The organism is Halobacillus massiliensis, assembly GCF_900166625.1.
Classification (GTDB): Bacteria; Bacillota; Bacilli; order Bacillales; family Halobacillaceae; genus Halobacillus_A; species Halobacillus_A massiliensis.
Genome location: NZ_LT800499.1, coordinates 2,481,296 through 2,493,966, shown reverse-complemented (window position 1 = coordinate 2,493,966; position 12,671 = coordinate 2,481,296). Strand labels below are relative to the sequence as shown.

At 40.6% G+C, this 12,671-nt stretch carries 11 protein-coding genes; all 11 read left to right on the top strand.

Features of this window, described 5'->3' with window-relative positions; all coding sequences use genetic code 11:
- Nucleotides 1-22: 22 nt before the first annotated feature.
- The 11 genes from B7E06_RS12430 to B7E06_RS12380 all read left to right on the top strand — a co-directional run bounded on the left by B7E06_RS12430 (nt 23) and on the right by B7E06_RS12380 (nt 12,657).
- Nucleotides 23-304, top strand: coding sequence for an Fpa/YlaN family protein (locus B7E06_RS12430; protein WP_425432192.1), 282 nt, complete (start codon nt 23-25; stop codon nt 302-304).
- A gap of 145 nt (nt 305-449) precedes the next feature.
- Nucleotides 450-1,640, top strand: coding sequence for a putative lipid II flippase FtsW (ftsW, locus tag B7E06_RS12425; protein WP_082234297.1), 1,191 nt, complete (start codon nt 450-452; stop codon nt 1,638-1,640).
- Nucleotides 1,628-5,071, top strand: coding sequence for a pyruvate carboxylase (pyc, locus tag B7E06_RS12420; RefSeq protein ID WP_082234296.1), 3,444 nt, complete (start codon nt 1,628-1,630; stop codon nt 5,069-5,071). The genes ftsW and pyc overlap by 13 nt, the downstream gene beginning before the upstream one ends.
- A gap of 353 nt (nt 5,072-5,424) precedes the next feature.
- Nucleotides 5,425-6,357, top strand: coding sequence for a heme o synthase (gene cyoE, locus B7E06_RS12415; RefSeq protein ID WP_082234295.1), 933 nt, complete (start codon nt 5,425-5,427; stop codon nt 6,355-6,357).
- A gap of 76 nt (nt 6,358-6,433) precedes the next feature.
- Entirely contained in the window at nt 6,434-7,504 is a 1,071-nt protein-coding gene (gene coxB / locus B7E06_RS12410) for a cytochrome c oxidase subunit II (RefSeq protein WP_082234294.1), read from the top strand.
- Nucleotides 7,505-7,537: 33 nt separating this feature from the next.
- On the top strand, nt 7,538-9,406 hold the full coding sequence (gene ctaD, locus B7E06_RS12405) for a cytochrome c oxidase subunit I (protein WP_082234293.1): 1,869 nt from the start codon (nt 7,538-7,540) through the stop codon (nt 9,404-9,406).
- A complete protein-coding gene (locus tag B7E06_RS12400; protein WP_082234292.1) occupies nt 9,406-10,029 on the top strand; it encodes a cytochrome (ubi)quinol oxidase subunit III in 624 nt (207 codons plus the stop codon). The genes ctaD and B7E06_RS12400 overlap by 1 nt, the downstream gene beginning before the upstream one ends.
- A 2-nt stretch (nt 10,030-10,031) precedes the next feature.
- Nucleotides 10,032-10,352: a cytochrome c oxidase subunit IVB gene (ctaF, locus tag B7E06_RS12395; RefSeq protein WP_082234291.1), complete on the top strand. Its 321-nt coding sequence runs from the start codon at nt 10,032-10,034 to the stop codon at nt 10,350-10,352.
- Between the two features lie 145 nt (nt 10,353-10,497).
- Nucleotides 10,498-11,394: a cytochrome c oxidase assembly factor CtaG gene (ctaG, locus tag B7E06_RS12390; RefSeq protein WP_082234290.1), complete on the top strand. Its 897-nt coding sequence runs from the start codon at nt 10,498-10,500 to the stop codon at nt 11,392-11,394.
- Nucleotides 11,395-11,463: 69 nt separating this feature from the next.
- Nucleotides 11,464-11,919: a DUF420 domain-containing protein gene (locus B7E06_RS12385; protein WP_082234289.1), complete on the top strand. Its 456-nt coding sequence runs from the start codon at nt 11,464-11,466 to the stop codon at nt 11,917-11,919.
- A gap of 195 nt (nt 11,920-12,114) precedes the next feature.
- Nucleotides 12,115-12,657, top strand: a complete 543-nt coding sequence (locus B7E06_RS12380) for a GNAT family N-acetyltransferase (RefSeq protein WP_082234288.1) — start codon at nt 12,115-12,117, stop codon at nt 12,655-12,657.
- The last annotated feature ends 14 nt before the right edge of the window (nt 12,658-12,671 follow it).

Sequence of the window (12,671 nt, the reverse complement as noted above, 5' to 3'; positions counted from 1 at the left end):
AAAGTAAATGGAGGGGATTTTGATGTTGTCCGATGTGGCTGTGGATTCTCGCGAAAAGGCCTATGCCCTTCTAAAAGCTGATGCCGATAAAATCTTACAACTAATTAAAGTTCAGATGGATAATCTGACGATGCCTCAATGTCCTTTATACGAAGAAGTTTTAGATACACAAATGTTTGGACTCTCCCGGGAAATTCATTTTGCGGCTCGTCTCGACCTTATCAGTGAAGAAGAAGGCAGAGCTATTTTAGATAACCTCGAAAAGCAATTGAATGTCTTACATGAAGCAGCACAAAATTCATGAGGAGAGAAACTCAAATTACAACATAATGCCTGTTGTGATTTGAGTTTTTTTGTACAAATTAACAGACTTACATATAAAAATTTGTGAAAAAAAGCAGGAATTTGTAGATGAAACAAGAAAATTAAAATATGAGTAGGGATGAAATATGATACAAAGATTAAAAACCTATGACTTTTCGTTATTATTTGCACCCATTGCGTTGATAGCATTTGGAACAGTCATGGTATACAGTGCTAGTATGGTTTATGGGCCTGTCCGTTTTGGAGTAGACAGTAATCACTTTCTTATTAAGCAGTTGCAGTGGGGGATAACAGGGATCGGACTTATGATAGCCTTTTCACTCTTGCCTTATCGTCATTTAAAGAAATTATCAAAAATGTTAGTTCTGTTAATGACGGTATCTTTAGGGGGCTTATTTTTCTTTGGTCAAACTGTGAACAATGCCCAGTCGTGGTATAATTTTGGCTTTATGAATTTTCAGCCGGCCGAGTTCGCTAAAGTGGGGTTGATTATCTACCTGGCCGCCGTTTATGCCAAGAAGCAGAGCTATATTGAGAACTTTACAAAGGCTGTAGTACCCCCCCTTATAGTGACGGGGTTTCTGCTTGGTTTAATTGTACTGCAGCCGGATGTAGGCTCGGCTGCTGTATTAGGAATGATTGCAAGTATCATCATTATTTGCTCTGGCATTAAATGGAAGCACATTGTTATTCTTGGTTCCATTACGATGGGAGTCTTGCTCTTAGCAGCCACACAATTAGCCACAGATGAAAGAATTTCCCGTTTTACAGGGGCTTTCGAGCCTTTTGCCACTCCTGATGGAGATGGATATCAGCTTGTACAATCTTACGTGGCTATTGGAACGGGGGGGATATTTGGGGAAGGGTTAGGCCAGGGAGTTCAGAAGCTGGGTTACCTTCCTGAACCTCATACAGACTTTATTATGGCTGTCATTGCAGAAGAACTCGGTTTTCTAGGAGTGGCTGTCACTATTGGCCTACTGTCGCTTATTGTTTTAAGAGGGTTATTTATTTCATGGAAGTGCAGGGATCCCTTTGGAGCTCTATTAGCAATTGGAATATCTGCAATGTTTGCTGTTCAGTCATTCATTAATTTGGGTGCTATGAGCGGATTGCTGCCAATTACCGGAGTAACCCTGCCGCTCGTAAGTTATGGCGGTTCTTCTATGCTGCTCATGATGGTGTCCTTAGGTATTCTAAATAATGTGGCCCGAACAGTAAAAGTTAAGGAAGCAGAAAGACAAGAAACATATGAACCTTTAAGACAACCTGTACATCGCACTAACAACCAAGGAGTGAGATCATGGAAAAGTTGAAAAAGATTAATAAAGTTCTTGTAGCAAACCGAGGGGAAATCGCTATTCGCGTATTCAGAGCTTGTACAGAATTAAATATTCGTACTGTAGCCGTTTACTCCCAGGAGGATACGGGCTCTTACCACCGTTATAAGGCAGATGAAGCTTACCTTGTAGGTAAAGGAAAGAAACCGATTGATGCCTATTTAGACATCGAAGGCATAATTGAAATTGCAAAAAGCGTGGAAGTAGATGCTATTCATCCTGGTTATGGATTTTTATCAGAAAACATTCAATTTGCGAGACGATGTGAAGAGGAAGGCATTACGTTTATTGGTCCGACTAGTGAACACTTAAATATGTTTGGAGACAAAGTTAAAGCCAGAGAGCAGGCTATTGCTGCTGATATACCTGTAATTCCGGGGAGCGACGGACCAGTCAGCGGAGTTGAAGAAATTCGGGCATTTGGAGCAGAGAATGGTTACCCTCTGATGATTAAAGCTGCAATGGGAGGCGGAGGACGCGGGATGAGAGTCGTCCGCAGTGAAGAAGCCCTCGAAGACAGCTATGAACGGGCCAGATCTGAAGCAAAAGCTGCCTTTGGAAGTGATGATGTATATGTAGAGAAGTTAATTGAAAAACCAAAACATATTGAAGTACAAATTATGGGAGACAAACACGGGAATATCGTTCACCTTTACGAGAGGGACTGCTCGGTACAGCGTCGCCATCAGAAGGTCGTGGAAATTGCACCTAGCGTTTCTTTAACAGATGACTTGCGTGAGGAAATTTGTCAGTCAGCGGTTAAGTTAATGGAGAATATTTCGTACATAAATGCGGGCACCGTTGAATTTCTGGTTACAGGGGACGAGTTTTATTTTATTGAAGTTAATCCACGTGTTCAGGTCGAACATACGATTACCGAAATGATCACTGGAGTAGACATCGTTCAGTCTCAAATTATGATTGCTGAAGGCTACAATTTACACGAAGAGCCTTTGTTTATCCCTCGTCAGAAAGATATTTATACACACGGATATGCGATACAGTCTCGTGTAACAACAGAAGATCCATTAAATAACTTCATGCCGGATACAGGAAAAATTATGGCTTACCGCTCAGGAGGAGGGTTTGGTGTAAGATTAGATGCAGGGAATGGCTTTCAAGGTTCTGTGATCTCACCGTACTATGACTCTCTGTTAGTTAAAGTCTCTACTTGGGCATTAAGCTTTGATCAAGCCGCTAAGAAGATGGTAAGAAACCTTAAAGAGTTCCGTATCCGCGGAATTAAGACAAACATCCCTTTCCTTGAAAATGTAATACAGCATAAACAATTTTTAAACGGCGAATACGATACAACGTTTATTGACAGTTCTCCAGAGCTGTTTGTTTTCCCTAAACGTAAAGACCGTGGAACGAAGATGCTTGCATATATTGCTGACCGTACGGTAAATGGGGTTAATGATAATGGTCCGAGAAAAAAACCAGCTTATGAAGAGCCCAGGATACCTAGTATCAAGCACTTTGACCCAATGCCGAATGGAACAAAACAGATTCTGAATGATAAAGGCCCGGAAGGACTTGCAGCATGGCTGAAGGAACAAATAGAAGTTCTTTTAACAGATACTACTTTTAGAGATGCGCATCAATCTCTGCTGGCGACAAGAGTGAGAACGAAAGATTTACAGACAATAGCAGAACCGACAGCTCGTCTGCTTCCTAACCTTTTCTCTTTAGAAATGTGGGGAGGAGCAACGTTTGATGTATCTTACCGTTTTCTAAATGAAGATCCATGGGAGCGTCTTCTTAAGCTTCGTCAGCAGGCGCCTAACGTTCTTTTTCAAATGCTGTTGAGAGCTTCAAATGCCGTCGGGTATAAAAACTACCCTGACAACCTGATTAAAGAGTTTGTTGAGAAAAGCTCGGATGCAGGTATTGATGTTTTCAGAATCTTCGATAGTTTAAACTGGATTGAAGGAATGAAACTGGCCATTGACTCTGTCAGAGAAAATAATAAAGTTGCAGAAGCATCATTTTGTTACACAGGAGATATTTTAGACAGTGCTCGTCCAAAGTATGATCTTAAATATTATCAAAATGTGGCAAAAGAACTGCAGCAGGCAGGAGCGCATATTCTTGGGATTAAAGATATGGCTGGCTTATTGAAACCGGAAGCTGCATATCAATTAATTTCTACTCTGAAAGAAACAATCGACATTCCGATTCACCTCCATACACATGATACGAGCGGAAATGGAATTTTCACATATGCCCGTGCGATAGAAGCAGGAGTTGACGTGGTAGACGTAGCCGCAGGTACAATGGCGGGGTTAACCTCCCAGCCGAGTGCAAGCAGCTTATATCATGCCCTGCAAGGAAGTGAAAGAAAACCGAATATTGATATTAAAGCGTACGAAGAACTCGGTCATTATTGGGAGGATACGCGGAAATATTATGCAGACTTTGAGAGCGGAATGATGTCTCCTCATTCAGAGGTTTACCATCACGAAATGCCTGGCGGACAGTACAGCAATCTCCAGCAGCAGGCACGTGCAGTCGGCCTTGGTGATCGCTGGGATGAAGTGAAGCATATGTACCGACGCGTTAATGATATGTTTGGTGATATTGTGAAAGTAACCCCATCCTCAAAAGTTGTTGGAGATATGGCACTGTTTATGGTGCAGAATGACCTTACGGAAGATGATATCTATGAAAAAGGTGAGTCACTTGCCTTTCCAGATAGTGTCGTAGAGCTTTTCCAGGGCTATCTTGGACAGCCTTACGGGGGCTTTCCTGCAGAACTTCAAAGAATCATCTTAAAAGGGCGGGAAGCGATTACTGTGCGCCCTGGTGAACTGCTTGATCCTGTTGACTTCAAAGATGTCCATGAAACGCTCTTCCATAAGCTCGGTCGTCAGGTTACGAGTTTTGACAGTATCAGCTATGCTCTTTACCCGAAAGTTTATATGGATTACCAGAAATTCCTTGAACAGTACGGGGACATGTCAGCACTTGATACACCTACATTCTTGTATGGGATGAGACTTGGTGAGGAAATAGAGGTTGAAATCGAGCAGGGTAAAACCCTAATTGTAAAACTCGTATCGGTGGGAGAAGCACAGAAAGACGGCACGAGAACAGTTTATTTTGAGCTCAATGGTCAGCCGCGTGAAGTAGTAGTTAAAGATCACAATGTGTCTTCCATAGTAGAGGAACGCCCGAAAGCAGATAAGTCAAATGAGAAACATATTGGAGCAAGTATGCCGGGAACAGTACTTAAAGTAATTACTGAAAAAGGCGAGAAAGTTAAAAAAGGCGATCATTTGATGATCACGGAAGCGATGAAAATGGAAACAACTGTCCAGGCCCCATTTGATGGAGTTATTAAAGACATTTACATTCAAAACAATGAGGCAATTCACGTAGGAGATTTATTGATAGAATTTGAATAAAGGAAAACCTGGCTTTCTCAGCCAGGTTTTACTCTGTACTTAAAGGTAAGTGTGGTAAAATGAGGAAACCTCCTCCACTTTTTCGAAAATTTGTTGCATTGTTTCCTTTATTTTGCTAGAAATATATAAGTATGAGTTTATTTTGGAAAATATTCTATATTTCTACACGAAAGAAAACATTTTCACAAAGTTGTCACAAAAAAATAAATTTCACATGTAGAAATAGATAGAACTGTGATTCCATGATACAATTATTTTGATGTTTCCCAAGCTTTACGGAAACAAGAGATGATGACTACTTTCTAGCGGTTAAAGGTGAACTTATAGAAGTAGGAGAAGGGGGGAAATTAAAGATGGATAATAGAACAGTGGATTCTGCACCGCCTCAGGTAATGAATTCAACTGTCCGTGAAACCTCGCTACTAGCTGATATAAAAAGCCTTATTAAAACAGGGATCATAAATTCTAACCTCATAACTACCTTTACTGGCTTTTGGCTGGCCTTATATTTTACAGGCACCAGCTTTATAGATCAGTGGGTAACCTTCTTACTGACGATGATTGGAACTGCACTTGTTATTGCAGGCGGTTGCATTCTAAATAACTGGTATGATCGGGATATTGACCAGCTTATGGAGCGTACTGTGAAACGTCCAACCGTAACTGGGACTATTCCGTTAAATGTTATTAAGTGGATGGGGATTGGAACTACAGCTGCTGGGTTAATTACACTATCATTTACCACATTCACCGCTGCTTTATTCGGAGCATTTGGATGGTTTGTCTATGTTGTGCTTTATACGATGTGGACAAAACGAAGATATACCATTAATACAGTAGTTGGCAGCTTTTCTGGAGCCGTGCCTCCATTGATTGGCTGGGCAGCTATTGATCCAGGCCTCCAACTAGAAGCATTAATCTTATTCCTAATTATGTTTATATGGCAAACTCCTCACTTTCTGGCACTCGCTATGAAAAAGAGGGATGACTATAAAGCAGCTGGCATTCCAATGCTTCCTGTCGTATATGGGTTTGAAATGACTAAACGGCAGATTGTTGTTTATGTAGCTTGTCTATTACCATTGCCTATTTATCTTGCTTCATTGGGGAGTATATTCCTCACAATAGCGATTATCCTGTCTGCTGGCTGGCTTATACTGGGTATTGCAGGGTTCTTCATGAACAAAGATGAAAAGTGGGCGACATGGATGTTTGTTTATTCTTTAAACTATCTGACCATCCTATTTTTAACAATGGTATTAGTAACGCTGCCATTTTCTTATTAATGAAACTAGCTCATAGCAATATGAGCTAGTTCCAAATTATATAAAGAAATCAAAAGAGAAAGAGAGGTATGACTCAATGAGAGGTTGGATGGGAAAATTCCGCTCACTCTTTTTGTTTGGAGCACTGACCCTGTTACTTTCAGGGTGTGGGGTTGATAACCTGAGTGCACTAAAGCCGAAGGGGTATGGTTCGGAATTATTATTTGATCTTATGTTGATCAGTATTGCGATAATGTTATTTGTATTTGTTATCGTAATGGCGATCTATACGTTTGTACTCATTCGTTATCGTCAGAAAAAAGGGCAGGAAGATTTTATTCCTAAACAGACAGAAGGTGTCAAAGCACTAGAGATAATTTGGACAGTTATCCCGATTATTTTGCTTTTAGTGTTAGCGGTTCCAACTGTACAGGCGACATTCGATTTAGCAGATGAATCTACGAAAGACGATGAAGGTGTAACAACGATTGAAGTTACAGGTAATCAGTTCTGGTGGCATTTTGGCTATCCGAACGATGAAATCTCCACAAGCCAAGACTTATATATACCGGTTGGAGAAAAAGTATACTTAGATATGAAATCGAGTGATGTCATTCACTCATTCTGGGTTCCATCAATTGCGGGTAAAATGGACACAAACCCGGGAGATAACAATAATACAATGTCTTTAGAGGCTTATGAAGAAGGCGTTTACTGGGGACAGTGTACAGAGCTTTGCGGTGAGTCTCATTCATTAATGGACTTTCGAGTAATCGCTGTCAGTCCTGAAGATTATGAGCAATGGAAAGAAGATATGCAAAATGTAGATCCTGAAGCTGAAGCCCAAACTGCCGATGCTCAGGAAGGGCAGGACCTTTTTGAAAACAGCTGTATGGGCTGTCACGCTATTGGTGACGGTGCTGCAGGTCAGGGACCTAACTTGACGAATTTTGCGAACCGCACGAAAATAGCTGGTATTCTCGAACCTTCAAAAGAGAATCTGGTCAATTGGATTGTTAATCCTGAAGAAATAAAGCCTGGCAACCAAATGCCAGCAAACTTAGTATCTGAAGAAGAAGCAAGTAAAATTGCTGACTATCTGCTGGAACTTGATCATTCTGATATAGGTCCTGAATCCGTGGATGAACAACCACAAGAAGAAGATTAATTTTATAAGAGGCTTTAAAGGGAGGTAAAAAGCGTGAGTACTGCAGCAGCACAAAAACGTGGGCTCGGCGCTGCGATTTGGGATTACCTGACAACAGTGGACCACAAAAAGATTGCACATCTTTACTTGGTTTCTGGCGGATTGTTTTTCCTAATTGGCGGGCTTGAAGCAATGTTAATACGTATTCAGCTGATGAAACCTGATAATAACTTCATCTCAGCTGGTTTGTATAATGAAATGATTACGATGCACGGCACGACCATGATTTTTCTGGCGGCCATGCCGCTTATTTTTGCGTTAATGAACGCCGTTGTGCCCTTACAAATCGGGGCACGTGACGTAGCTTTTCCATTTTTAAACTCACTTGGGTTCTGGCTGTTCCTGTTTGGTGGGTTAATGTTAAACGTTTCCTGGTTTACAGGTGGAGCTCCTGATGCGGGCTGGACGAACTATGCTCCGTTATCCACCACGTCTCCAGGACATGGCGTAGACTATTACGTTATGGGGCTGCAGATTTCAGGTGCTGGTACATTAATTGGGGGTATTAACTTCCTTGTAACCATTGTTAATATGCGTGCACCGGGGATGACTTATATGCGGATGCCGCTGTTTACCTGGGCATCTTTTGTAACGAGTACACTAATCCTATTTGCTTTTCCAGCTTTAACAGTAGGTCTGTTTCTTATGATGTTTGACCGTATGTTCGGTTCACTTTTCTTTGATACGAATGCCGGCGGTAATGCTATCATCTGGGAACACTTATTTTGGATCTTTGGACACCCTGAAGTTTATATCTTAATCCTGCCGTTATTCGGTGCGTTTAGTGATATCATCTCTACTTTTTCAAGTAAGCGCTTGTTTGGGTACTCTGCGATGGTATTTGCCACAGTGCTTATCGGTTTCCTTGGATTCATGGTATGGGCTCACCACATGTTTACAGTTGGTCTTGGTCCAATTGCCAACTCCATCTTCGCTGTAGCGACTATGGCTATTGCTGTACCTACAGGTATTAAGATATTTAACTGGATGTTTACAATGTGGGGCGGAAAAATTCGCATGACCTCTGCCATGCTATGGTCTGTGGCTTTTATTCCATCCTTTACAATCGGTGGAATGACAGGGGTTATGCTGGCAGCAGCTGCGGCAGACTATCAATACCATGATACTTATTTTGTAGTTGGACACTTTCACTATGTAATTGTCGGCGGAGTTGTATTTGGGGTTTTTGCGGCTCTTCACTACTGGTGGCCGAAAATGTTCGGTACAATTCTTAATGAAAAGCTTGGAAAACTTGCTTTCTGGCTGTTTTTCGTAGGTTTCCATTTAACTTTCTTTATTCAGCACTTCCTTGGATTAATGGGTATGCCGAGACGTTACTGGGTTTTCAAAGAAGGTATGGGCCTTGATACTGGGAACCTAATCAGTACTATCGGTGCGTTTCTAATGGCACTCGGTGCAGTAATATTCTTAATTAACGTAATTTATACTCAAGCGAAAGGCGTAAAAGTCAGCGGAGATCCTTGGAATGGACGTACGCTGGAGTGGGCGATTCCTTCTCCGCCTCCACACTATAATTTTGCGCAGACTCCGCTCGTACGCGGTCTTGATCCACTTTTCGTAGAGAAGACGGAAGGTAAAAAAGGAATGACTCCTGCTGAGCCAGTAGGTGACATTCATATGCCGAATGCTTCTTTCTTGCCTTTCTTAATGTCTCTCGGCCTCTTTATTGCCGGATTTGGTTTTATTTATCAAGTGGATAATAAATCCTGGCTGATTCTTGTCTTCTTAGGAATGGGTGTTACTTTAGGTTCTATGCTGACACGCTCCATTAAGGACGACCTTGGCCATCATATTCATAAAGAGGATATTGAAAAAGATATAGAGAAGGGGGCTGGGCTGTAATGAGTCATGATGATGTATTAAATCCGAAACAAATGCCGCGTGATCCGGAAAAAGCCACCCTCGAAGGAAAGAATAAGTTTGTAGGCTTTTGGTTCTTTCTTGGTGGAGAAACAGTACTATTTGCTTGTCTATTTGGTACGTATTTAGCCTTGAACCGATCAACGGTAGGAGAGAATACACCTGAGCACTTATTCGGACTGGAGCTTGTCTTTATTATGACAATGCTCCTTCTGACAAGCTCTTTAACAAGTGTTTACGCCATGTACCATATGAAAAATCAAGATTTTAAAAAGATGCAGCTCTGGTTAGGAATTACTGTGCTGCTTGGTTTAGGATTCCTTGGGTGTGAAATTTACGAATTTGTGCATTATATACACGAGTATGAATTTACTTTTCGTTCTTCTTCCTTCGGGTCAGCTTTCTATACACTTGTAGGCTTTCACGGTGGACACGTATTGTTTGGTCTTTCCTGGATCGTAGCTTTAATGATTCGGAATGCAAAGCGTGGACTTAATCTGTATAATGCCCCTAAATTTTATATCGCCAGCCTTTACTGGCACTTTATTGACGTAGTATGGGTATTTATCTTTACAGTTGTTTACTTGATGGGAGTGATGGGCTAATTATGGCAAATCATACAGAAACATCTCAACAGGTAGAATTCGAGAGAAAACAGCACAAAGAAGAGATGAAACAGCAGGTCGTCAGCTTTGCTTTTATGATCATCTTTACAGTGATTGCATTTGGAATGGTGATTTTAGAAATTGGATCCGTATTCCTGGGCCCAACTTTAATCCTGCTTGCAATCGTGCAAGTGCTTTTCCAGTTTTATTATTTCATGCATATGAAGAACAAAGGCCACGGTATGGTATCCATTATGATTTATGGGGGTATCAGTGTTGGCGCTTTAACAATTATTACGTTTGTTGCGCTAATATGGTGGTAAAGAAAAAGACCGGAACACCCGGTCTTTTTTTATTGGATATGTCTAAATTATGAACAATTAAAAATCTTTCCAGCAAGACTCGTCTTTTTAAAGGAATTTCGTTAGAATAGAGGAGTATTCACAATTTAAATGAGGTGAGCAGCTGATGTGGTTAGAGCTTCAAATATTTGGGTTCCGTGCCTTGTGGAGTCCTTATTATTTATTATTTGTTCTGCTAATAAGTGCTTTTTACTTTTATATTACCGGCCCTAAACGTAAAACAGGAGAAAAGCCTCCGACGATGGGACAGCAGGTATATTTCTATTCAGGAATGCTTCTGCTGTATATTATTAAAGGTTCTCCAGTCGATTTGATGTCACATATCATGTTTACAGCACATATGACACAAATGGCCCTGTATTATTTATTATTCCCTATTCTTGTCATTAAAGGAACTCCTAAGTGGATTTGGGAAAAAGTTTTTTATGCCCCTGTACTTAAGCCGATATTGAAAGTGTTGACAACGCCCCTTATATCTTTAGTTTTATTCAATGGATTGTTTTCTTTATATCATATGCCAGTTGTTTTTGATTACGCAAAATCAAATGAAATTGCACATGCGGTTATTACCACATTTATTTTATTCACTGCTTTTGTTATGTGGTGGTCCGTATTCAGTCCAATTAAAGAATATGATCGATTAAGTCCCATTCTTAAAATTGGATTTATCTTTGCAAATGGAGTACTTATTACACCCGCTTGTGGCCTCATTATTTTTGCAGAAGTACCTTTATATGCAACTTTTACTGAATCAGGAGCCTGGATGCAGGCGATGACTCTCTGTGTTCCACCTGATGTCTTGTCTGGATTATCCGGATCGTTAAGTGGGCCAGAGTATTTCACACCTATGCCGCTCATGGAGGATCAACAGCTCGGAGGGATCATAATGAAAATCACGCAGGAGATTATCTTCGGCATATTAATTGCCAGAATTTTCTTCGGCTGGTTTAATCGAGAAAGTGATAGAATTGATCCTCTCCCCGCAAACATGCAAACCGAGTAGTTCTGAACAAAGGGTCTTCCTTTTGACTCCTTTTTCTGAACAGGGAATATTTGAAAGAGGAGAAAGATCATGCCTTTATTACCTACAGTAAGCACCATCTTTATCGTGGTTAGTGCCATACTTGTTGCCATCGGGTGGGTGCTGATTGCTAAAAACAAAATAGAGGAACATCGAAAAGTAATGATAGCTGGTGCAATAAGCGCACTGCTTTTCTTTATAGTTTATGTAAGCCGGACTGCGATAGTTGGAAATACAAGCTTTGGAGGACCGGATAGTATTAAGATCTACTATACGATCTTTTTAATCTTCCATATTTTTCTCGCCACAGTGGGTGCTGTATTTGGAATAACGACCTTAAACCTGGCTTTTAAACGTAAAATACCAAAACACCGTAAAATTGGGCCAGTCACAAGTGTAATCTGGTTCTGCACTGCCGTCACCGGTGTAGTTGTTTATCTACTGCTTTATATCATTTACGATGGCGGAACAACGACAAGCATGCTTAGGGCTATCTTTGGACATTAATTAAGAAAACTGCCGATTTTTTTCGGCAGTTTTTTTTATAAGTTAAAATCGTTAGAAAAAATGGGGATAGAAATAATTTATCCACAAAATATAGGGAGAGCGTATCGTTTTATTATTAAGCGTTTAAAAATCTGAACAAACAGGAATAGAACATTATGTGTTCATTATTTTACATATCAGAAAGGAAGTACGCAGATGGAATTTTCATCCGCAAGAATAAAATATATACCCGTAACTTTAGACCTGGCTCAGATGATAATGAAAAATCCCTTAGCCTTTTATTACAAATATCAGATGCCTTGGAACAGAAAGTGGCCGCACGATGGATTAAAAGCTATGCTGCCTTTTTATGCGGAAGCTCTGGAAGAGAATGAAGAGCAGCTAGGCTTTGGGCCATGGATTATGATTGAAAAAGATGCCGGGCATATCGTCGGGGATATTGGCTTTAAAGGAAGTGCTGACGAAGAAGGTACTATTGAAATTGGTTATCACGTGACAGCAGATCAGCGAAATAAAGGTTTTGCAACAGAAGCTGTCGAAGCTCTTTGTGCTTGGGCATTTCAACATGGCGAGGTAAAAGGAGTAGAGGCAGAGTGTGACAAAGAAAACATTCAGTCACAAAAAGTCCTTATAAACAACGGCTTTCATCAGACAGAAATTGAACAGGATATTTTTACTTTTCAAAAGCTGAAAAAAGAAAAAAAGAGCAGTGAAGCTCAAAGAAGAAAAGAATTATAAAACCCTCACGGTTA